This is a genomic window from Patescibacteria group bacterium (assembly GCA_038065255.1).
Lineage (GTDB): Bacteria > Patescibacteriota > Patescibacteriia > JACQRZ01 > JACQRZ01 > JBBTRI01.
Window position 1 is genome coordinate 88,665 of record JBBTRI010000006.1, and the last position, 22,337, is coordinate 111,001.

Annotated in this window: 29 protein-coding genes; 28 read left to right on the top strand and 1 reads right to left on the bottom strand. The window is 44.9% G+C overall.

The annotated features are described in order from the left end of the window. The first annotated feature begins 233 nt into the window (after positions 1-233). The 21 genes from AAB400_02205 to AAB400_02305 all read left to right on the top strand — a co-directional run bounded on the left by AAB400_02205 (position 234) and on the right by AAB400_02305 (position 16,391). Positions 234-1,535, top strand: a complete 1,302-nt coding sequence (locus AAB400_02205) for a hypothetical protein (protein ID MEK7648712.1) — start codon at positions 234-236, stop codon at positions 1,533-1,535. Positions 1,536-1,621: 86 nt separating this feature from the next. Continuing rightward, positions 1,622-3,196 carry a hypothetical protein gene (locus tag AAB400_02210; protein MEK7648713.1) on the top strand — a complete coding sequence of 525 codons (1,575 nt, stop codon included), beginning with the start codon at positions 1,622-1,624 and terminating at the stop codon, positions 3,194-3,196. An 81-nt stretch (positions 3,197-3,277) separates the two neighbouring features. After that, complete coding sequence (locus AAB400_02215) at positions 3,278-3,517, top strand: ribbon-helix-helix domain-containing protein (GenBank protein ID MEK7648714.1); 240 nt, start codon at positions 3,278-3,280, stop codon at positions 3,515-3,517. Positions 3,518-3,520: 3 nt separating this feature from the next. Then, on the top strand, positions 3,521-3,775 hold the full coding sequence (locus tag AAB400_02220) for a type II toxin-antitoxin system RelE/ParE family toxin (GenBank protein MEK7648715.1): 255 nt from the start codon (positions 3,521-3,523) through the stop codon (positions 3,773-3,775). 16 nt (positions 3,776-3,791) lie between these two features. Next, positions 3,792-4,493 (top strand): PHP-associated domain-containing protein, encoded by a 702-nt coding sequence (locus AAB400_02225; protein MEK7648716.1) that lies wholly within the window; start codon positions 3,792-3,794, stop codon positions 4,491-4,493. 103 nt (positions 4,494-4,596) lie between these two features. Further along, complete coding sequence (locus AAB400_02230) at positions 4,597-5,073, top strand: hypothetical protein (protein ID MEK7648717.1); 477 nt, start codon at positions 4,597-4,599, stop codon at positions 5,071-5,073. A 7-nt stretch (positions 5,074-5,080) separates the two neighbouring features. Further along, complete coding sequence (locus tag AAB400_02235) at positions 5,081-5,875, top strand: alpha/beta hydrolase (GenBank protein MEK7648718.1); 795 nt, start codon at positions 5,081-5,083, stop codon at positions 5,873-5,875. Between the two features lie 6 nt (positions 5,876-5,881). Continuing rightward, on the top strand, positions 5,882-6,364 hold the full coding sequence (locus AAB400_02240) for a TrmH family RNA methyltransferase (protein ID MEK7648719.1): 483 nt from the start codon (positions 5,882-5,884) through the stop codon (positions 6,362-6,364). A gap of 99 nt (positions 6,365-6,463) precedes the next feature. After that, positions 6,464-7,036 carry a sigma-70 family RNA polymerase sigma factor gene (locus AAB400_02245; GenBank protein MEK7648720.1) on the top strand — a complete coding sequence of 191 codons (573 nt, stop codon included), beginning with the start codon at positions 6,464-6,466 and terminating at the stop codon, positions 7,034-7,036. A 551-nt stretch (positions 7,037-7,587) separates the two neighbouring features. Continuing rightward, on the top strand, positions 7,588-9,489 hold the full coding sequence (locus AAB400_02250) for a hypothetical protein (GenBank protein ID MEK7648721.1): 1,902 nt from the start codon (positions 7,588-7,590) through the stop codon (positions 9,487-9,489). A gap of 57 nt (positions 9,490-9,546) precedes the next feature. Then, positions 9,547-10,098, top strand: coding sequence for a dTDP-4-dehydrorhamnose 3,5-epimerase family protein (locus AAB400_02255; protein ID MEK7648722.1), 552 nt, complete (start codon positions 9,547-9,549; stop codon positions 10,096-10,098). Next, positions 10,091-10,975, top strand: coding sequence for an NAD(P)-dependent oxidoreductase (locus AAB400_02260; protein MEK7648723.1), 885 nt, complete (start codon positions 10,091-10,093; stop codon positions 10,973-10,975). The genes AAB400_02255 and AAB400_02260 overlap by 8 nt, the downstream gene beginning before the upstream one ends. A gap of 34 nt (positions 10,976-11,009) precedes the next feature. Beyond that, positions 11,010-11,276: an MGMT family protein gene (locus AAB400_02265; GenBank protein MEK7648724.1), complete on the top strand. Its 267-nt coding sequence runs from the start codon at positions 11,010-11,012 to the stop codon at positions 11,274-11,276. Continuing rightward, positions 11,273-12,190: a magnesium transporter CorA family protein gene (locus tag AAB400_02270; GenBank protein MEK7648725.1), complete on the top strand. Its 918-nt coding sequence runs from the start codon at positions 11,273-11,275 to the stop codon at positions 12,188-12,190. Before AAB400_02265 ends, AAB400_02270 begins: the two co-directional genes overlap by 4 nt. Then, a complete protein-coding gene (locus AAB400_02275; GenBank protein MEK7648726.1) occupies positions 12,187-12,636 on the top strand; it encodes an NUDIX domain-containing protein in 450 nt (149 codons plus the stop codon). Before AAB400_02270 ends, AAB400_02275 begins: the two co-directional genes overlap by 4 nt. Before the next feature lie 140 nt (positions 12,637-12,776). Next, positions 12,777-13,781 (top strand): PEP-utilizing enzyme, encoded by a 1,005-nt coding sequence (locus tag AAB400_02280; GenBank protein ID MEK7648727.1) that lies wholly within the window; start codon positions 12,777-12,779, stop codon positions 13,779-13,781. Between the two features lie 31 nt (positions 13,782-13,812). After that, positions 13,813-14,400 carry a hypothetical protein gene (locus AAB400_02285; GenBank protein ID MEK7648728.1) on the top strand — a complete coding sequence of 196 codons (588 nt, stop codon included), beginning with the start codon at positions 13,813-13,815 and terminating at the stop codon, positions 14,398-14,400. 59 nt (positions 14,401-14,459) lie between these two features. After that, the gene (locus AAB400_02290; GenBank protein MEK7648729.1) at positions 14,460-14,654 is read left to right on the top strand and encodes a hypothetical protein; all 195 of its coding nucleotides are present in this window, start codon (positions 14,460-14,462) and stop codon (positions 14,652-14,654) included. A gap of 77 nt (positions 14,655-14,731) precedes the next feature. Next, the gene (locus tag AAB400_02295; protein ID MEK7648730.1) at positions 14,732-15,322 is read left to right on the top strand and encodes a hypothetical protein; all 591 of its coding nucleotides are present in this window, start codon (positions 14,732-14,734) and stop codon (positions 15,320-15,322) included. 10 nt (positions 15,323-15,332) lie between these two features. Further along, positions 15,333-16,058 (top strand): DUF192 domain-containing protein, encoded by a 726-nt coding sequence (locus tag AAB400_02300; GenBank protein ID MEK7648731.1) that lies wholly within the window; start codon positions 15,333-15,335, stop codon positions 16,056-16,058. 3 nt (positions 16,059-16,061) lie between these two features. Continuing rightward, entirely contained in the window at positions 16,062-16,391 is a 330-nt protein-coding gene (locus tag AAB400_02305) for a nucleoside triphosphate pyrophosphohydrolase family protein (GenBank protein ID MEK7648732.1), read from the top strand. 40 nt (positions 16,392-16,431) lie between these two features. Here AAB400_02305 and AAB400_02310 read toward each other — a convergent pair whose 3' ends face one another. Then, positions 16,432-16,971 carry a hypothetical protein gene (locus AAB400_02310; protein ID MEK7648733.1) on the bottom strand — a complete coding sequence of 180 codons (540 nt, stop codon included), beginning with the start codon at positions 16,969-16,971 and terminating at the stop codon, positions 16,432-16,434. Positions 16,972-17,092: 121 nt separating this feature from the next. Between AAB400_02310 and AAB400_02315 the strand changes: the two genes are divergently transcribed. The 7 genes from AAB400_02315 (at position 17,093) to AAB400_02345 (ending at position 22,282) form a co-directional block, all read left to right on the top strand. Then, positions 17,093-17,803 carry a hypothetical protein gene (locus tag AAB400_02315; GenBank protein MEK7648734.1) on the top strand — a complete coding sequence of 237 codons (711 nt, stop codon included), beginning with the start codon at positions 17,093-17,095 and terminating at the stop codon, positions 17,801-17,803. A 51-nt stretch (positions 17,804-17,854) separates the two neighbouring features. Further along, a complete protein-coding gene (locus tag AAB400_02320) occupies positions 17,855-18,661 on the top strand; it encodes a class II glutamine amidotransferase (protein ID MEK7648735.1) in 807 nt (268 codons plus the stop codon). Positions 18,662-18,713: 52 nt separating this feature from the next. Then, on the top strand, positions 18,714-19,769 hold the full coding sequence (locus AAB400_02325) for a trypsin-like peptidase domain-containing protein (GenBank protein ID MEK7648736.1): 1,056 nt from the start codon (positions 18,714-18,716) through the stop codon (positions 19,767-19,769). Between the two features lie 161 nt (positions 19,770-19,930). Beyond that, positions 19,931-20,644: an RsmE family RNA methyltransferase gene (locus AAB400_02330; GenBank protein ID MEK7648737.1), complete on the top strand. Its 714-nt coding sequence runs from the start codon at positions 19,931-19,933 to the stop codon at positions 20,642-20,644. Further along, positions 20,645-20,866, top strand: coding sequence for a DUF167 domain-containing protein (locus AAB400_02335; GenBank protein MEK7648738.1), 222 nt, complete (start codon positions 20,645-20,647; stop codon positions 20,864-20,866). A 62-nt stretch (positions 20,867-20,928) separates the two neighbouring features. Then, positions 20,929-21,489: a class I SAM-dependent methyltransferase gene (locus AAB400_02340; GenBank protein ID MEK7648739.1), complete on the top strand. Its 561-nt coding sequence runs from the start codon at positions 20,929-20,931 to the stop codon at positions 21,487-21,489. Further along, positions 21,440-22,282: an A/G-specific adenine glycosylase gene (locus AAB400_02345; protein ID MEK7648740.1), complete on the top strand. Its 843-nt coding sequence runs from the start codon at positions 21,440-21,442 to the stop codon at positions 22,280-22,282. The genes AAB400_02340 and AAB400_02345 overlap by 50 nt, the downstream gene beginning before the upstream one ends. Positions 22,283-22,337 lie beyond the last annotated feature (55 nt).

Genomic DNA, 22,337 nt, shown 5'->3' on the forward strand with positions numbered 1-22,337 from the left:
TTTTTTTGATATGCTATTCTAGTAATGTATGAATATTAAACATAGCTCAAGTTTCTTTTTTGGTTTTTTTGCAACCCTGCAGAGAGTGGCGGCTGTTTGATGTCATACATACGATTCAAAACGAACATCACCCCGCCTCCAAGCGGGGTTTTTCTTTTTCGCATCTGATATGGAAATCGTTCCGTAAAACGATTTCTCCATCGGCTTCGAAGAAGCCAACCGTTCTTTACAAGATGAAGCAAATGAATACAAATGCTGTTTATATTCACAATGCAATGCAAGCGTTGGAAGGATTCACATTTCCCGGTATAGAGGACTATGCATCACGCGCTCTTACAAATCAGGGAGGGATTGCGATCATTGCAAAATCCCCGCATATGTCGGAAGAATCAATTCGAACGATCCTGGAATACTATTCATCAATCGGCCTTGGTGTGGATGGAGTGCTATGCCTTCCGGTAGGCGAGGATGGCGATCTGTATCCGGGCTTACAGAGTGAAAATGCTTGTAAAGCAATCAATAGCTTTATTGATGAGGGATATAGAATTCAGTTTTTCAATACTCGTGCAGGGATGGAGGAAGAGGTGATTCGTAAGCTTGGGCTTGATTGGAATAAGAATACAATATCAATCCCCTCGAAACTTGCTGATCTTGGGAATAATAAGGCGCACGTGCGACGTGTTGCCCAAGATCTGAAGCTTGGCACCCTTTTTCCTCAGCACAGAATTGTTTCCGGATTTCCTGATCTTGTGCGCGCATTTCATGCCATGCGGTCTGAATATGGGGAAGTAGTTATCAAGCTTCCTGCATGGGCATCGGGTCTGGGAATGGCATTTGGCAATTCCAATGATGTACTCGCAGGCTTTGTGTATGATCATAGTAATCGCCTGAACAATGTCATTGTTGAGCGCTCGCTTGGTGCCCACCATGTTTCTATGACTATCGTGAAGCGGTTTGTCGATGGACAAGAAGTTGATTCTTGGATCACCAATCAGGATTGTCTTCAACGTGATGGCGCTGTTTCTCATGTTGGTTCCGTTTTGGGCGAACTGCCTTTTGTGACAAGCGAGGATGCCGCATGGATGCAGTCTGCTACAGCACCGCTATATAAGCATTTCTTGGCTAAGCACCCAACGCTCACAGGAGTGATCAACTGGGACTGTATCAAGGGTGAGAGCGGTGAGCGCTATGTGCTCGAAGGAAATTTCCGCGTAACATTCTCTACTTATATTCGGTCGATCCAGCTGTCGCTTGCGCATACGCAGAAAAGCCTGCCGGGTTCTGTGACGTGTATTGTGCAGAAAGTTCATCCGCGAAAAGAAATCACATCATTTGCCCATCTGAAACACGCGCTAGGCACGGCACTGCTTCAAGACGCAATGTCTGCCGGTGTCATCCCTATCGTTCTTCCATGTCTTACCCGCAACGGCTATTGCTATTTTGTTGCAGTGGGAGATTCATATGCAGATGCGCTCTGTGCTCTTGAAGAGTCATTGGAGCGCACATGTAGCCAGAAACGCCTCGTAGTTAGCTAGAGCGTTCTGGCTTTTTATTTAGGCGAACAGGTAGGAGATTGACATTCTTTTTCACACGTGATATATCTATGGCATTGTAACTTGACATGAAAACGATGAGCGATATCGCACGCCGACTCTCGAGGATCAAGCGAATCAAAATTACGCCCGATCTTTCGTCATTGAGTGAAAATGCACTCCTTGCGCTTACGTATTGCGTTCAAGCGGCAAGACTTATCACAACCGTTTATCGCAAGCAGGCGTGGAACGATGATACTGGACTTGCTCTTAAGATGAGTAAGAGGCAGGACGAAGAAGGTAAGCAGATATTTGATTACATGTGTGTTCAGGGAGACCCATGGGATAGCGGTGATGGTTTTGCGCCGTTTGTTCCTGACTACGATGTAGCTCGTCCACTCGGCGGAGCGCTGTATCCATCTGGACTTACCAAAGCAGGCTGGGAAGTCCATCTTACCGAGCATCCGGAAGATCAAGAAGCCTTTGAAGATCCAAATACCGTTATTCGCCGACTTAACGACAGGCTCATTGCTATTCCCTATAGTAATGCCTACCTTAAGGATCTCAAAGATGCTGCTCAACGGCTTGATATGGCATCTGACCTCCTTGATGATGGACCGCTCAAAGAGTATCTCGAATTGCGTTCGAAGGAACTTATTTCGAATACGTACTGGGATGGCGACATAGCATGGGTGCATACCACAGGCCTGCCATTCGAGATCAACATTGGTCCCTATGAAGTGCACCGGGATTTGCTTCTGGGTCTGAAGGCAGCATTCCAGGCGTTTATCGGTATCAGGGACGAGGAGTCCACTCGTGACTTCGAAGGCTTTGTGCCACATGCGCTTGCGTTTGACCAACAACTCGCCCAGTCACACGGCTTTACACCTCGCGGAACATCGATCCCGATGGTTGTAGTGCATGATGTGTATCGTGGAGGAGTGCTTGCGTTTGGACGTCAGTTTACCGCACAGAATCTTCCGAATGACCGACGCATCCACAAGTTGGTGGGTTCGAGGAAGGTGTTCTCTCGCTTCATGCTCGATGCAAAGCCGGAGTACATACTACAGCCGATTGCACAACGTATTTTTACCGGAGACAATACCCCGTATTGTACGCCTCGAGCATTCCGCTTGTTTGTGGGTGCACATGAGATTGCGCACGGCATGGGACCTACGGAAGTTGCCGGCGAACAAGAACACGTGGAAGTGCGTTCGCGCCTCAAGGACTACCACACGATCATCGAAGAAGCCAAAGCAGATGCGCTTGGCATAGCTCTTTTGGCATACTGCCGGGATTGCGGATATATCACCGAAGAAGAACTGCGCGATGTCGTATGGACGCTCTACTCACTCTATTTCAGTGAATTCAAGAGAGGGTTCAAAGGACATGGCGGCGGTAATCTTATTCAGTATAATTGGTTGAGCGAGCGCGGAGCATTCCAGTTTTCGAGTACTGACGGGACGCTTGACGTAGATGTTGACGCGACGATTGAAGCTCTCAAGGAACTTGCAGATGTGTTCATGGAGATTCAGTCAGGTGGGAGTAGGAATCGTGCCGCAGACTTTATTGAGGTTTATAGCTCTGTACCGGTCGAGATTCCAGAAATGCTCAAATTGATCGAAGATGTCCCGCTGGACGTTCATCCGACATTTATCGTTTAAGACCCCACGGGGTCTTTTTTTATACTTTACATACTATGGCAAACTATGCTATAGTATGTCATAATCATATTATTCCTATATATGCCAAATTATAACATCTCTCTTAATAAAGGACTCGCTCAGATTGTTACTACCGAGATACGGAAGAAAAAATATGCGAACAGGAGTGAATTTTTTCGTGATCTTATTCGGCGTCGCTATGTATTACGCGAATCAGATGTTGTGATAGATAATATTTTGCCATCGGATCCGGACTATACGCTCGTTCGAAAACGTAAAAAGAATGCTTCATTTGCTCTTCTTGCAAGCCTCCGGAATTAGCATATGTATCTTGTACGTATTGAGCGTCGAGCAGTAAGGGAATTTAAAAAGATTGATGTTTCTCAACAAAGTATAATTTTAGAAAAAATCTCAAGTATTCTTTCGCTATGTCCATTTCCAAGAGGAGGAAATCCAAAACGACTTAGTGGAACTCAGGCCTTTCGTTTGCGCATAGGTGATTACAGAGTGCTCTATACCGTCGAAGGGCATTCTGTTTTTATTTATGCAATTCGCCACCGAAAAGATACCTATAGATAGTGGTGGAATGTATTCTATGAAGCTCAAAGCAAATCTCCATTTTCATACCCGAGAGGATCCGCAGGATAGCATTCCCTATACGCTTCACGAGGGAATTGATGAGGCGGCGCGCCTGCATTTTGATGTACTTGCGCTTACGCTTCATAATAGGTTTGGGTATACAAAAGATGCTGCAGAGTATGCGCGTGAGCGTGGCATTCTTTTGATCCCGGGGATTGAGAAAACAATTCATGGACGGCATGTCGTATTGTTGAATTGCGATTCCGATGCCGAATCAATTGTCTCTTTTGAAGCCCTCGCCGAATATCGGAAAAACCATCCTGATTGTTTTGTGCTAGCGCCGCATCCGTACTATGCCGTTTTTTCACTAAAGGAAAAACTTGAACAGTATAGTGATTTGTTTGATGCTGTAGAATGGAGCTGGTATTATTCCTCATGGTTTCACAGTGCAAACGATTCAGCGCGCGAGTTTGCTAAAAACCATACCAAACCATTTATTGCAACGTCGGATACGCACAGGCTTCGTTATTTGAATCGATCATACGCCATGATTGATGCTGAATCAAAAGATACTCTGAATATCATCAGTGCACTGCGGCGTGGCATGTTTGAGAATATATCACGGCCATCTTCCCTCCTCGTAGAAATAATTGCGCATCAACTTTGGATGACAGCAAATGATGAAATTATGCGATTGCTTGGTAAGAAATGCTTATGACGCGTCCTTTTAATGAAACATATGCAACTCCAGACTCTTGCCAGACAGATCTAAATATGAGATTCTTTCTCAGGTTTCCCTCAATCATGATTTCCTAGTATATATGGAAGCGTTAAAACAAGAGTATATAACAGTAACCTTAACGTCAGGACAGCTTGAAGATTTGGTGCGCTGTATGTATTTGGCGCAATGGATGATCAATGGCATCCATACCGAAGATGAGAAGAATAACCGCTATGAACAGCTTGAACAGTACGTGTATGCGCTTGCTAAGCGAGAGGGAGTGGGGGATATAATCGAGTTTCTTGAAGATCAGAAGAAATTTGCGCTTAAGGATGAATTTGTGGAAACAAACGATGTGGAACAATATCGGCGTAAATATGATGATGAAATTTTTTGGAGTGAGCTTATTCAGCGATTAACTGTGCGCGACGTTGTTAATCAGTGGGGGCTCGAGTCGCTATCATCCGTTGGTACACGTGAAGAAGTGGAACGGCGGCAGCCGTTCTTGCGGAAGTACATTGAGGAGTTCGAAAAAAATGGCGTGCAAAACCTCGTAATAAAAGAGCCAGTGTTATGAAACTTATATGAGCCGGCTTATTGAATTTGAAAATCACAAAGGCGAAGTGCTGAGAGGTATTCTTGACGAAGCGGAAGGCGAACAGGCGATTGTTTTTGTGCATGGTTTTGAACGCACAACAATCGAATCGAAATTCAAGCGCATTGTTGATGCGCTGCGGGGCGAGGTAACTCTTTTTCGGTTTGATTTTTCCGGCTGCGGGCTTTCCGATGGTACCTTTGAAGATCTGACTGTTGAAAAATTGTCCCAAGAGCTTGCATGTGCAGTCGGTGAACTCCACAAGCAGTGTCCCCATGTTCAGAGCATTTCGTTTGTCGGGTTTTCCTTGGGATGCTGCGTTATTACAAATTGTCTTTTGCGACATAGTATCAAGGCAAAAAAGCTTGTCTTTTTTGCCCCTGGCTTTAACCAGAAACAATTGTTGCGATATTTTTTTACCAGGCAATGCAATCGGGATAAGAATGTCACCTGGGAAAACTATCAGAAGTATTTTGACGAAAATGCATTTCAGCAGAATATCTTGCTTTCAAAACACTTAATGAAAGAGCACTATCTTTCGAACACCTACTTTATCGAGAATGCCGAGAAAGATTATCAGAGTGATTTCATATCTCTTGGAATCGATCCTGCCAATGTTTTGATACTCCAAGGTGTTGTTGACGATAAAGTCCCACCTTCGAGCAATGCGGAAAGTTACAAGGCATACAACCCGTTGTTTGTGGATGGAGGGGATCACGATCTTCAACGCCCTGATATGGTTGAGCAGTATGCTCCTCAACTCATTTCATTTCTCACTACATAGCGCACAATGATTGCAGTTCTCCACAATATTCGCAGTATCCATAATGTCGGTTCGATTTTTCGAACTGCCGATGCTGTCGGTATTGCAAAGCTTTTTTTGTGCGGCATAACGCCTGCGCCAATTGACGACTATGGACGGCAACGAAGCGCTCTATTGAAAGTGTCGCTAGGCGCCGAGCAAAGTGTCTACTGGGAATCGGCGTCGTCAACTCTTGATGTTCTCATGGATCTTCGTACACAGGGGTATATTCTCTGCGCTTTAGAGCAAGCGCCGTCATCTATTTCGCTCTACTCGTATCCTTTCGCTGTGGATATACTTGATCGGTTGGCAATCATTGTGGGTAATGAAATCGACGGATTACCGCAGGATGTCATGCAGTTAGCTGACGCGATTGTCCACATTCCTATGTATGGAAATAAGGAATCACTCAATGTGTCAGTTGCTTTTGGTATTTGTGTCTATTCGATCCTTGAGCGAACAAAAAAATGAACCACCGCTAGTTTGCTCATGAGTTGAAAAGGAGAGCTCAACATGATATACTTACCTTAATTGATTGGATGCCCTTTCACACATAGGTAAGACTGGTCTATGGATATATCTTCTGACACTGGCCTCATTGAGGCTGCGAAGAACAATCCGGAGCATTTTGGACTTCTCTATGAAAAATATAGCGAGAAGGTGTTCAATTTTTTCTATTTTCATGTCAATTTCCGCCGTGACGTAGCTGAAGATCTCCGGCAGGAAACATTTTTAAAAGCATTCACCAAAATCTCACAGTTTTCATTTACAAACAATACATCGTCATACCTCACCTATCTTTTGACGATTGCCCACAATCTACTGGTAAATTATTACCGCGATTGCGAAAAGACTATTTCACTTGATGAGAGGCCGGAATTAGTGGAAGGTGTCACAATGTCACTGGAAGCACATCTCGATATTGAAGTGATCAAAAAAGTAGTTCATGAACTTCCTTTGTATGAAAAGGAAATTTTCTTGTTGCGATATGAGATCCAGCTATCGATCACAGAAATTGCTCAAGCAATCCAGAAGACGGAAAATGCCGTTAAACTCATGCTTTCCCGTGCTCGCAAGAAGCTTGCACAGCACCCCTCACTTAAAGATATGGTCGTTTTGCAGCATGGATATAATCATTCGTAACGAGCATGTATCATGCTTCATTGACAGTGTTGGTGATTCACTAAATACCTCAGGCGATTGATGACACGTTTTTGTTCGCGAGGTGTTACATAGAGTATTAGAAGGCGTTAGGCGGCAAGGAGGTCGACCTCGCTGGCAAACCTAATCGGCAGTTCATTCATAACTTAATTCATAACTATAAGTGTTAGTCACTAGAAGGAGTTTCGAATATGACCACCATCATTGCGTTCAGTCATTTATATGAAAGGGCGTATGAATCAGTTGCAATGCTGCTCCGGCAACGTATTCGATCAGATTATGATGACAATTAGGTATAGGAAATACCACAATCCTTTCATGGTTTCTTACAATTCGACGCCAGTATCAAAACTTCTTCAAGAAGTTATTCTATGCCCCCTATCAGGGCATACCACGCGAGCACAGCATTGCTCGATGCCGCATGATAAAGCGCGGCAGATTCTAAGACAAGAGACATAATCCCGTTATCAACACCCATGGATAACGGGATTTGTCTATTTATGATAGGATATTCGTATATTCCATGACGTTGTATGAACACCTTTTTTCAAAAAAGCAGTATAGGCATCCTTGTGTGCGCACTCTGCTGGAGCGGTGTGCAGAGTACGGATGCACAAACAGCGTTTCATTTTTCATCTTCCAAACAAACGGTCAGAGAGCTTCGCGAAACTACCGTACTGCGGTGGGATGCAACAGCGCTTGATGCTGATTATTGCGAGGCTTCCGGATTTTGGAAAGGAAAGAAAGCTTTGCGTGGGACTCAAGAGGTGAGGCCATGGCTTGACGGGAATTATTATGCGCTCAAGTGCGTTCCCAAAGATTCGAATAAAAAACCCGTTACTCTTACTGTGACCATAGATGTTGACAAAGATGTCTTGCCGGAGTATGGAGGATTTCCTGCGATCGATTTTTCCGCAGACAGCCTTATAATCGAAGAAGGCGGAAGTGCAAAGCTCACGTGGGATGCTCAGGGTGCTGATTATTGCTATGGATATCACAGTACGGCACCAGGTTCGCAAGGGGATATCAGAGACGAATGGAGCGAAGCGAATGGTCTTGATCCAAAAGGGTCAATAATTATCCATCCACGCGCATCAGGAAGGTACCAGATATCGTGTACCCTAAAAACCAAATCAACAAACTATTCAAACAGCGAAAGTATCTCTATAACTGTAGGACCGAAGAAACCGACAATTGTTCTTACCGCAAGCAAGCAGTCAGTAGAGCGAGGGTCGTCTGTTGATCTTTCATGGAACGCACCGGGAGCGCAGAAGTGCTATTCGCTTGCGTATATTCCAAATAAAGACGGATATTTTGCGCAAGTGGATTTTACGAGTTCTTGGTATAGCCAAAGCCTGCCCATTCAGGGATCAATCACGCTTACGCCATTGTTTTCCACGCAATACTATTTGAATTGTACCTGGAAAGATGGCGAGCGGGGGAGTACCGCGTCTCAGCGCGCTGTTGCAAAAGTTGCTGTAACAAACTACGGCAGAGATCTCACACCTCCTGCAATACCCATTCATACGCCGACCATCATGTCATTTTTTACCGAGCCGATATCTGTTTTTGCCGGAGAAAAAGTATTTGCTGCATGGAAGGCGTTTGATGCTGAACGTTGTTCATTTGTATCCTATGCCCTAAACAGCTTGGGTGGTGATGATGTCAAAAAGCAACTTCCAATTGAAGGGTCGGGTTCATTTACTCCTCTGAAAAGCGGCAGATATGGAATTTCATGCACGGCAGAAACCTATGTGCGCGATGAATTGGGCTTAGATTTTGCCACAACAGCCCGCGATGAAGAATGGGAGGATATTGTTGTCATAACCCCTGAAGACCTTAAGAAAAAACGTGAGGAGCAGGCAAAAGCTTTAACAATCACCTTTTCAACAGACAAGGAAATTGTTGCAAAGGGTAAGACTGCATATTTCACATGGGATGCGGTGAATGCAACATCCTGTGTGGCAAAGGGGCCGGCATGGTGGAAGAGCGGAAGGGCATCACGAGGCAGTTTCGAAATCAAACCCGAGTATACTGCGAAGCACCAACTTGAATGTATCAATGACACAGTTTCCCCTCCTATTAAACGAGTTGCTGAACTTGCAATTACTGTTGTACCCGCTAATGCTCCGTCGTGGCTTCTTACGAATCCTACACAAAAACCATTTATCGAATTTAAGGTAGACAAAACCACTGTTGAAAAAAAGAAAGCTGTCACATTCTCGTGGATTGCTTCCTATGCGGAAAGCTGCCGAGGTGAAGGGGCTGCAGCCGGATGGAAAGGAAAGAAAAAACCAACAGGAAGCCACATCCTTTATCTTCAAGCTGATTACGAAGTTACGCAGCCGTATAGGCTTATTTGCTCCAATAGAAACGGAACAGTTACCTCGCAGGATATTCGCCTATCATTTGCAAAAAAGGCGAAAAAGAAATAAAGCACCTTGACATACTGGCGGAATGCCATACACTGGCACCGTGAGATTATTGTACCTATGAAAATCAATACAACATCAATTCCTGACCTTCTCTATATCACCGATATCCCAATCTTTTCTGATGAGCGAGGAAGTTTCCGAACGCCATTCAGAATAGATATGGGTACCTATCCTCAACTTGCATGGCTTGAGACTAAGCAGTGGAATATCTCTGAAAATGAGCGGGGAGCGACACGCGGCATTCATGCGGAACCCTGGAATAAGTTTGTGCATGTGATTACCGGCAAAGCCTTTGCCGCTATTGTCGACCTTACTTTTGGTGAAGCCCCTCGACGTATAGAAATATTCGAGCTGGATGCAACATGTGCATTATATATTCCCAAAGGTTGCGGTAATTCATTCCAAGCTCTTGACTTCACCATTTATGCGTATTTGACGAGTGAGCTATGGCAGGCCGGAGAAAAATACTTAGCCGTGTCGCTCGATGATCCAGAATTGGCGATAGACTGGCCGATTAAGGATCCCGAACGGATCATAAGCGATAAAGATCGTGCGCTTCCAACATGCGTTGAAGTGTTTGGTGAAAAAATGGTTGTTGGCTATGATTGATACTTCGCGCATTCTTATTACCGGTGCTTCAGGGCAGCTCGGAAGGGCGTTTAGCGTGCTTCTTGGCGATGCCATGTTCACCTCGCGCCTTGAACTCGATTGTTCATGGGATACTTGCAAAATTATCTCGGCACTCGAAGTTCTTCAGCCTGCTGCAATTCTTCACACTGCTGCGTATACCAATGTTGATGGCGCAGAATCTGACCCCGCAATGGCACTGAGAGTAAACGGATACGCAACGGGAGCATTGGTGGAGTATTGCCGCTCAACTGGCATTCCGATCGTGTATTTTTCCACCGATTATGTTTTGAATTCCAAGTCGATTGAGGGGCATACCGAGAGCGAAGTTCCAAATCCTCAATCTGTGTACGGAGTATCGAAATATGTGGGGGAATTGTATGTGGGAACCTATTCAAGAGGAACAACTATTCGCTTGAGTGGCGTATTTGGGGAAGGAGCTAATTTTGTCAACACACTACTGCGACTTTCTGAATCGCTCAACATCATACCCGTGGTATGCGATCAGGTGATGCGACCTACCTATGCGCCGGATGCAGTACAGGCAACACTGCAGCTTCTTGAACAGCATTGGAGTAATGGAGAATGGCGTCTGCCGCCAATAATTCATATGCAAAACAGCGGACCTGCTGAGAGCTGGGCGCAGTATGCGCAGCAAATCTTTTTTCTTGCAGGAAAAAAAACGCGTGTGCAGGAGATCATGTTTGAGCACTATGCGAAAAACAGACTTCCAAAGAAAACTGCCCCACGCCCCTCGGATTCGATACTTGATTGCACACTCCTCGAGAGTCTTGGTGTAGATATGTCAAACTGGACAGAATCACTCAAGTCTTTCGTCGAAAATCGTCCCCGAACATGAACGGGGATATTTTTTTTGTGATATAGTATGAGATATGAAGATCTGCTTCAAAGAACGAGTACTTACTGTTGTGCGCGGCATCACACCGGGCCATGTCATGACCTATCAACACGTTGCGCAACGTGCGGGTAGTTCCCGGGCAGCCCGCGCCGTTGGGACGATCATGCGTGGCAATCATGATGAAAGTGTGCCGTGCCATCGTGTTATTCGATCGGATGGAACACTTGGCGGGTATAACGGCGGAGGAACAGAAAAGAAAAAAGAACTCTTAAAACGAGAAGGCTATTATTCGCATGTATGATTTCCTATAGGTATAGAAATATTAAAGATGAAGGTTTGCGGACACTCAAAGAATTTAAAATTGGTTCTTGGGTTAATGTTGAGAATCCATCCTTACAAGAAATTACAGCGCTTTCAAAACTCCTCGGACTTGAAGAAAGTTTGATTCATGATGCGCTTGATGTGTATGAAGCGCCACGCATTGAGGTGGAGCGGGGGATTGTCTATGTGTTTACGCGGTATCCTGTTGTTGATACGACAAACACAGTAACGCTGCCGATTCTTATTGTTATCGGAGAACAGTTTTTCCTCACAGTCTGTACGCAGGAGTGTTCGCTATTGGCACAGACTCGCGAAATGAAAAATGTGTTTTCAACGCAAAAAACAAAATTATTTTTACAAGTATTTTCTCAAATTACGAGTGCGTATACGACATACCTTCACCAGATGAACAAGAACATTCGTATGTCTATGCTCAAGCTCGAACGTATTACCAATAACGATATTGTTGAATTTGTCCGCTATGAAGGGATTTTAAGCGATTTTTTGTATTCTATGGAGCAGACGCATACCGTTCTCAAAAATGTGCTTTCCGGAAAGTTTCTGCCTCTCTATGACCAGGATGAGGATTTGGCGGAAGACATTGTGCTGAATTATGGGCAGCTCATGGAAATGTGCCGGTCGAATCTGAGAACAATCGCCAATATCCGTGCGGCGTATTCCACTATTACGACCAATACATTGAATCGCACCATGAAGCTTCTTACTTCACTTACGATACTTGTTACGATCCCGACAATGATTTCGAGTCTGTATGGCATGAATGTGGCGCTGCCGGGAAGCGGCTCGTCAGTAGCATTTTATTGGATTATCGGATTCATCGTCGGCAGTGCCGGCGTTGTTACGCTTGTTTTCATGAAAAATAAATGGCTATGAGCTTACCAAAGGAACATTCATATGGTGTTGTTGCTGTGAAAATTGTGGCAGGCTGCGCGCAGTATCTTGTTGTGTTCCATCGAAGCGGACACTGGGGATTGCCCAAGGGACACATGCAAGAGGGCGAAACTGAAGTTCAAACGGCACTGAGAGAATTACAAGAAGAAGGAGGCGTAAGCGTATGCGATATTCTGCCGGGCGTATCGTTCAATGAACAGTATCACTGCACCTATGGCGGTATTGAATATGATAAAACCGTTACCTATTTTCTTGGAATAGTGCGCCACGAGATGGAAGAATATACGGATCCGGATGGTGACATTATTGAGCGCGCATGGCTTGCCTATGAAGATGCTTTGGAACGATTGACATACTCGCAAAAAAAAGAAATACTCATCGAGGCGAATGACTATCTTACCCTACACTCGCAGTGTTATAAAACATAAAACTCTTCGCTCCAGGTATCCATCTGTCGGGGCCGCAATGTTCTTGCTAGATACATTGCTTAGATTCCTCGCCGCCACTCGTCAAAAACTCCTCCAGACGAACACCTGGGCGGAGTTTCATGTTCTAATTCGACAATAGTATGCAAAAACTACGTCCGACCGTAAAGCGCGATTTAAGCCTTTTTTCTATTGAAGCATGGGAGAAGGGGTATCGGAAGTATTTACCAGATACTCTCGGTTGGGATTATCCGATTATTTTTCATTACGATGGGACAAGGGTGCACTTTTATCATACCGAGCAGGACTTTTCTCATTTTAAACACAGCATCACACAACGTCTTATAAATGACGATGCGCTTTTTGAGAAGCTCAATGAACAATTTAAAAAAAACATTTTCACACTTCGCGAGTTTTTGCATACTATCAGTGGCGAAAATCTACAAGAAATTTCTGATCTCATAGGAACAATCATGGCGTTTTATATATTTGTTGTGAGTGATGCATTCGTTGCCACGCGCGCGAGCGCATGGGAGTCACGTACGTTATCCGAGGGCATCCTGTATGATCTTGACGAGCATGTTGAACGGCATATGAAGCAAAGATTACGAGAAAAATGTTTTGGTGAAAGCGTATCACATGTCCTTCGCTTGTCGGACTATGAAGCTCTGATGAATGGCGAACAAAAAATTCTCGATAATATTTCACACCGTCTTGGCGGATATATTATACGTGATTCTGTATTGAGCACCGATATTACATTTGAAACATTTTGCAGTAGGAGTGGATATGTTCTTCCAGAAATTGTAGTGAAAGCACCAGATTCGACTGAGCTTCGCGGCACTGTGGCGTATCAGGGCACTGCAAGGGGTCGGGTGAAAATAGTCCACCGAAAAGAAGACCTTGCAACCATTAAAGAAGGAGATATTTTAGTTGCATGCATGACAAATGCAACATATATTTTTGGTATGAAAATGGCCGGGGCGATTGTTACTGACGAAGGCGGTATCACCTGTCATGCTGCAATTATGGCGCGCGAGCTTGGCAAGCCGTGCATTACCGGAACACGAGAAGCAACCAAGAGATTAAAAGATGGCGATAGTGTAGTAGTGGACGCCTATCAAGGAATTGTGAAGATATGTAGTTGACAATAGTGCGTACTCTGCGTATGATTTTCTGGTGACAGAACGTTCCTTGCCACAATTCATTACGTTTTCCGGCCCTTCCGGATCAGGTAAGTCTGCAACTGCACGGCATCTTATCACTGTTTGTCAAAGGATTGAACTTGCGCGTGGATACACAACGCGTATGCCACGCGAATATGAACGTAAACGGCCATTCAAGTACCGTGAATACCACCATGTTTCCCTTGAGAAATTTAATGAGCTGGAGCAGAGTGGCAAACTTGAGTGGAGTATCACATTGGAAAGCGGGCGCTATGCAACACCTCGAACGCTTTTTGAGAGAAACCGAGATACAACCCTTCTCTTTCTTGTTACTCCCGATGTTGTGCCTCGCATTCGCGACCTTTCAAAAGGACCCGTTGTATCATTCTACTTCTTTCCGCCACCAATGGAAGAAATAATACGGAGAATGAAAGCGCGCAGAGATACTGAAGATGAAATTGCCAAGCGAGTCGTCGACAGCAGGTCTTCATCGTGGATCAGCCCCCTCAAAGATAGCAGCATTCAATGGGTGCCTATTATTACCGAGGATAGGTCGGTCGAGCAGACGATTCAAATGATCAGAGACCACCTGGGAATATAATGGAAGAGTGCTCCACATGCCAACATGCAATCTTATCTCAGGACGATTTTGGTTCAATTTTGAATCACGAACTTCACTGCCCTGTGCGCCGCGGCGCTGATAGGCAACACCTAGACGGATTTAATGCGGGGTATATGGATCGGCTTAGAGAGCGGCATGTAGCGCAAGAACATCCAGTATATGAACTTGGCTGGCAGCAAGCAGACAGGTATTTGGCGCGCCTTGCTTTGGAACAACCATTTAAGCCATCATAATTATGTCCCACTCATAGGGACTTTTTTTATACGTTTTGACAGAGAGGCGTTTCTAATGATAGATTATGGTAACGAGTATGGTTCATAAATATACGGCAATAAAACTTATTACGTTTACCGGGGCATCGGGAGTGGGTAAGACTGTCATTGCCCGTACGCTTCTTGAGCGGTTTCCGCTGTTTGGATGGCTGGAAAGCATTACAACCAGAGAAATCCGGCCGACGAATTTTCCAGACGAATATGTCCATGTGTCGCAGGGGGAATTTCTCCAGTGGGTTTCGGAAGAAAAATTTGTAGAATGGGTGCAGGTACACGGGAATGATTATTACGGTACACTGAAAGGATCACTTGATCGAGTACTTACAGATCCCAAGCGCATTTATTTAAAAACTATCGATCCTGTCGGTTTGGCAAAAATCCATGCCTATGCCCCGTCGGCATTGCTGCCTTTCTATGTTCTTGCCCCATCGGAAGACATCCTGCGGCAACGGCTAAGCGACCGAGGGGAGAGCGAAGAGACTGTTCAGAGGCGCTTGCATGATTGCGAGCGCTGGGATGCTGATGCGCGCCAATCAAAAATCCCGTATGTTTTTATTCAAAATGAAAAAACAATCGAAGATGTCATCGAGCATATTATTGATTTTTTGAGCGGGCGCGGTGTGATATAATAGTATAGATATGGATCAATCTCAGCAGCAACAATCATCATTTAAGTCATTATTCGTTTTTCTTATTGCAACCCTTGTTATTATTGGCATTGGGTATGGAGGGTATACTGTGTTTCTACGAAAGAACGATCGTAGCGGCATTCCTGGCGCAAACAAGGAACAGCCTGCGAATACTCAAATAGTAAAACAAGAAACCCCTTCAATAAAAGTCATACAAAAGAAGCAGGATGAGAAAAATCAAAAAATTCAGCAACAGAATGCCTTACCGGAGGAAGAGCAAGAAATTCCTGTGATCCCCCAGCCGATATTGAATCCGGAACGAGCGACAACGCCATCTCCAGTGCGGGGTGCTTCTGTTCCGACGCCAACACTGTATCCCATGACTATCAAAGCAACAGCCATATCTGTTGAGCTTGCTGAAACGCGTGATCAGCAGGAGCATGGCCTGGGCGGGCGCACGGGTCTTGCGGAGGATCGGGGCTTACTGTATATACTTCGAAAACCGGATTTTTATACATTCTGGATGAAGGATATGAAATTTCCCATTGATATCATTTGGATTGATAAGGATCAAAAAGTCATTGATATTTCCCATAGCCTTACGCCCGATACATATCCTAGGATTTTCCAGCCGGTCCACCCGGCGCAGATCATTCTCGAAGTCGCTTCGGGTTTTGCAAAAAAACACGACATTAAGATCGGCGACCCGGTATCCGTCCCCAAAATTCAACAATAGAGTATGACATTTGAAGAATACCAGCGCGAATCACAGAAAACCGCAACGTATCCTGTTATTGGATTGCCGTTTGTCTATCCGACACTCGGGTTGGCAGGGGAGACCGGAGAAGTGGTGGAAAAAGTCAAAAAAATCTTTCGCGACAACAACAGCACCATCACCGAAGAGCAGACACAGGAACTAGTTAAAGAAATGGGTGATGTGCTTTGGTATTTGACACAGCTTGCAACAACACTTGGTGTCTCTCTTGAAGATGTTGCGCGCATGAATATGGAAAAACTTCGTTCGCGCCTTGAACGTGACGCACTCCATGGAGACGGCGACAACCGTTGACTGCAAAAAAAGACCGCACGCATTGTTGGCATGCGGCGGTTCAGGGTACGCGGCGGCTGTCTTTGACAGCTTGCGCAGGTATGGAAAGTAAGGCAATGAGTCGATTGGTGCTTGCGCCCGGCAGGGAATAAATTGCCGGATCGTCCTGGAGCACATCCGACCAGCCTGCAAGCGCCAGGCGAGCTGTTTCATCGCGCGCAAAAAGCATTGTCTCTGCCACCTTGTTGGCAACTTTTTTTTGTGGGCGCACTGCGACAAGCTGGTCGATTTCCAGTTTGACATCGGGCAGTGCTGACTGGAGATGTGCAACAAGCTTGGAAATAACCGGGGGAAGCTCAACAACGAATTCCTCGATTGGATAGCTGTTCCAGTGGGCAGTTTTTGCACAAAACCCCAAGCTTTTTTGATAGAGTTTTTCAAAAAATGCTAGATCAGGATCGATGTGTCGTTCACCGCCAGCAATGCGGCACAGGATATCCATTTTTCGATTTACAGCTTCAACATCAGGAGGAATAATGCCGATTGTACGGAGGCGATTTCGTAAATCTGTTTTATGAGGTCTCTCTCGCGCCTTACTCATTGTCCTCACATGAAAGGTTCATATAGATATCCTATCTTATCCAGCTCTAAATACAAGAAATGGGTCAAGGGGGTTGACAAAAAGCTTATACTATTCAATACTTGCAGAACACAGTGTTAAAATGAACCTTGAATTGTTTCATTACACTAGCGGTATTATTGGTGGGGCAGTAACGCTTCTTGGATTCATGTTCTATTGCTGGTATTTGCTGACCGTGAGCCATGCCCGCCCGGCGCGCGTAGGTTGGATCATCTGGTCGATTGTCACCTTCCTTACCATGATCTTTCATGCATCGGCAAATAATGCGGCATTCGATCCCTTTTCGTTCATTTCACAATTACCCACACTAACAACGCATACGCCGACCATGTTTTTCGCCATCGGTAATTTTGTTGGATGTACGGCTGTTGCGCTCCTAGCATTATGGAGGGGCAAGGGCGGATGGACAAGTATCGATAAGTTCTCGCTTGTAGGCGCGATTGTAAGTATTTTCCTTTGGCTTATAAGCGGTTCAGGACTCCTAGCGCTTATCGTCAGTCTGTGCGCAGATTTCTGCGGTGCGATTCCCACTATCGAGCATGCTTCATGCGAACCGGGAGGAGAATCAAGGCTGGCATGGGGCACTTTTGCAGTGGGAACAATCATTACAGGGGGGGGTATCGGTGCATTGACAATTGAAGAATGTGCCTTTCCGATGTACTTCCTATTTATAGACTGCTTCATAGTCTTTATCGTTCTTTTCCCCAACAGCAGACTAACACTCTGGACACGGAATAAGTATGAACAGTTCAAAAACTGGCATGAGCGAACATTTACTCCTCAGCCATTATGATGTCTTCGGACATCTTTTCTTTTTTATAATTACAAATATAATAAGAAGCATATGTGCCGACTTTTTGCATGTGCAGGACAGCTTTCCGAACAGGAGACAATCGCATCTCTGAAGGCTTTTCGCCGTATCGCTAAACTCGGTGTCATTCCTCCTGTGCCGAATATCAAGAGGGGACATACCGAGGGGTGGGGTTTGGTTGCCTACAAAAATGGCGAGATAGTGTATGAAAAAAAACGGAAAGCAGTTGCGTTTCGCGATCCGGAGTTTTTGTATTCATTGCCGCGCTTGGGCAAACGCCTTCCTGATACTATCATCGCCCATGTGCGCAAAATGACGTATGGCATGGTTGCCTCTCGCAATAACCACCCGTTTGTATTTGGCCCCTACTCATTTGCACATAATGGGTCGGTTGACGGCACGGAAAGCATCCCGTTGAAGTCGTATTTTAAAGACAACATCAAAGGCACCACTGATACGGAACGGTTTTTTTCCTACTTTCTTCAGTTGCTCTACGCACGCCCCAAGTGTACAACGGCTGATGTACAGGCATGTTTTAAAAAGCTTATAGAGTATATCCACAAGCACCACTCGTATACGGCAATCAATATTGTATTGTCGAATAGTACGCATGTTTGGGCGTATCGGGATTATAACCCCGAAAATGAACTGGTGAAAAAATATAATCTCGGATCATATTTTACCCTCTACTATGCTTTACGAAGAAAAAAAACACTCTTTGTATCATCGGAAAAAATGGTTTTGCCTGGAGTAAAATGGCACCTATTGGAAAATAAACACGGGATTGAGTTCAATATCAAGACTCATGCGGTGAAGGCATTCGATTGGACATCATCATAGAAAAGTGGTATACTAGTAGTGAACGAAAGTAAACTTTCAAAAGGTTTTATTTATGAATATGAAAACGAAAACAATAGTGTCCCTCTGTGTTTTGACTGCATTTGTTGGGACCGTAGGGCTTCTCCAGGTTCCATCGATAAGCGCAAGCAATGCAAAAAAACAAGCGATTCCAAAAACAGCTCCAAAGCAATCATCTGATGATCGGTTGGGCAGGCTCGAACAGCAGGTCGCTCTTCTGAACGAAAAACTTTCCCTTGCTCTGGAAAAGATAAAACTTCTTGAACTCACGCGGCCTGCGTCTGATGAAGCGCTTGGCAAACAACTCCTGGAAACAGAAAAAAAGCTCCAAGAACTCCAGTTTGGAGGTGCAGTGCGCGGCGTGCAAAAGTCGAGAGACGAACAACTGACAGAAGCTGTTGCAAAAGCAAGCCCTGCCGTGGTATCGATTGTCATTTCCAAAGACGTACCGCAGCTTGAGGTTGTGTACAGCAATCCGTTTGGCAATGACCCGTTTTTTAAAGATTTTAATATTCGAGTCCCCAGTTATCGACAAAAGGGAGTGAAACGCCAGAAGGTGGGAGCGGGGACTGGGTTTGTTGTTACTTCAAGCGGTTATATTCTCACCAATAAGCACGTCGTTCTTGATGAGCAAGCGAGCTATACTGTTTTGCTGAATGACGGATCGCAAAAGGCCGGGAAAGTGGTCTATCGCGATTCTGCTATGGATATCGCCCTTCTCAAGATCGAAGGCGCATCATATAAACATGTGGCATTGGGAAATTCGGATGTTCTCAAGCTCGGCCAGTCAGTCATTGCTATTGGTAATGCGCTTGGTGAGTATAATAATTCCGTATCGGTTGGTATTATCTCCGGACTCAACCGCAATCTCCAAGCCGGAGGAGGAGGTTTTGTCGAGCAGCTTAAAGGGGTCATTCAGACAGATGCGGCAATCAATCCCGGCAATTCAGGTGGGCCGCTGTTGGATATCAATGGGACCGTTATCGGAGTGAATGTGGCAACCGTTCAGGGTTCGAGTAATATCAGTTTTTCCATTCCGATTAATAAAGTCAAGGAAATTACGCATAGCTTTTTCGGGAAGGATCTCTAGAGCAATTGATACATCATCCACTTCGGGTACCCGCCTGTCAGGCACGAATATTTTTCGGCTGAAAAATTTCTTCGGCTCCTGCCGTCGCAGTCCGCAGATCCTTCCATGCAGATACCCTTGTGGATATGTATTGTTAACTTCTTTTGTGATAACATTTTTACATGAAATTCCATCGATTTATCATAAAAAATGCTGATTTTTCCCAAAGCCCTTTTTCACTTGCGGATACAGAGCTTATTCACCAAATACTTAATGTATTAAAGTTAGGGGTAGGGGAGGAATGCATGCTTTCGGACGGCGCGCGCAATGATGTGCGGTGCCGCATTGTTTCTTTGTCCAAAAAAGAATGCGTGTGTGAAATTATTGAGAAGACCTATAATGCAAACGAAACCGGAACCCATGGAGTACTGTATTGTTCGTTATTAAAAAAAGAATTGTTTGAATTGGTTGTTCAAAAGGCAACAGAAGTCGGTATTAGCGAGATAGTGCCTATCACGAGCAGGCGAACGGTACGATTGGGCCTTCCAAGCGGCGATAGGCTGACACGCATTATGAAAGAAGCATCAGAGCAATCCGGCCGCGGTGTTGTTCCGATATTGTGCGACACATACTCATTCGAAGATGCAATTCTGCGAGCTGCTGACTCGAATAACGTCACATTTTTTTACCACCCTGCGGGTGCGCTTTTTTCCGACTGGAAAAAAGAAAACATTATTCCAAAACAAGCGAATATATTCATTGGTCCCGAAGGCGGCTGGGATAATGACGAAATACATGCTGCCCAAGAAAAAAATTTTTCCATCATCAGCCTTGGCGCAACTATCTTGCGTGCTGAAACCGCCGCGATTATAGGTAGCTATCTGGCAATTCATTAAATGAAAATAACCGTAACGGTAAAAACAAAGGCGCGCGTTGAATTGGTGAAACAAATAGATGACACGCACTATGCCGTGTCGGTAAAAACACCGCCGGTTGAGGGAAAGGCGAATGAAGCCGTTATCCGTGCATTAGCAGGCTCTATTGGCATTGCGCAGTCTCGCATTACCCTTGTAAAAGGTCACACAGCGAAACAAAAAGTGTTTGATATTTTGATTTGAAGTATGAAAAAAATATGGTACGTTTAAGCATCAAAGAAAAAGTCTATTAGAGATTCTGACATATGCTTCTTATTATCAGCTGGATTACGTTTGGTTTGTTAACACTAGTGCTTATCGGCATGACGCTCTATGTGCTTGGCCTTCTCATAAGTCCCTTATTTGGAGCGCCATTTGTGCCAAGCAGAAAGGCTTCAGTGGAAGATATGCTGCGCTTGGCGAATATCAAGCCCGGGCAGCGCTCAGCCGATCTTGGCTCGGGCGATGGACGTATTGTATGCGCTTTTGCGTCGCAAGGCGCTGATGCCGTTGGATATGAGATCAACCCCATGCTTGCATGGTATTCGCGTCTGAAGATGGGTAGAAAACGTTTTAGCGGTTCTGCGCAGGCAATTATTGGCGATTTTATGCAGCATGACCTTTCCGGTTATGATGTCATTACAGCCTATCTTATGCCGGCGTTTATGGTAAAGCTGGAGCCCAAGCTCTTGCGCGAGCTCAAGCCGGGCAGCCGCGTTGTATCAAACAGTTTTATATTTCCACATTGGAAACCCATAGCTCACGAAGGGCATGTGTATGTCTACGAAAAGACCCTCGATCAAGAAGTTTCAAACAGCAATTCTTAGCTGGTACCAGAAAAACGGCCGGCATGGCTTACCATGGCGCGCAACGAGAGACCCCTATAGGATACTGGTTTCCGAAATCATGCTGCAACAGACGCAAGTAGACCGAGTTATAGAGAAATATACCGAATTTTTAGGCGCATTTCCTACGATCAAAAAACTTGCCAATGCACCCGTGCATGATCTTTTGCGTATATGGAAGGGGCTCGGATATAACCGCAGAGCGCTCAATGTGCAAAAATGTGTCCAAAAGATACTAAGCGAGTATAAAGGCTGCTTCCCTTCGAGCGTTGAAGATATCGAACAACTGCCGGGCGTAGGCCCCTATACTGCTCGGGCCGTGGCCACCTTTGCATTCAATCAGCCCCACGCGCTTATCGAGACCAATATCAGACGTATTTTTATACACTTCTTTTTTTTGGATAGGGAAGGAGTTTCTGATGCTGAGATAATGCCGTTTGTCCAAAAAGCGCTATGGAAAAAAGACCCTCACGCATGGTATAGCGCATTGATGGATTATGGCGCTTTGGCAATGAAAGATGTTCCAAATCCAAATAAAAAAAGCAGGCACTACTCAAAGCAATCGCGATTTGAAGGTTCCCGGCGGTATGCTCGGGCAAAAATACTGGATTACATTCTCCTACACGCAAAAGCATCATCGAGCGATTTAATACTGTTATGCAGGAGTAACAACTATCTAAAATCGTTTGAAAGTACGATTTTGGACATTCTTAACACTCTTGTATCAGAAGGATTTATCATTCAAAAAGGCAGATATTGGCGAATTAAAAAATAACTCAAAACTTATCCACATTATGAGTGAATTATTCTTTCGCAAAAGGTGCTAAGAT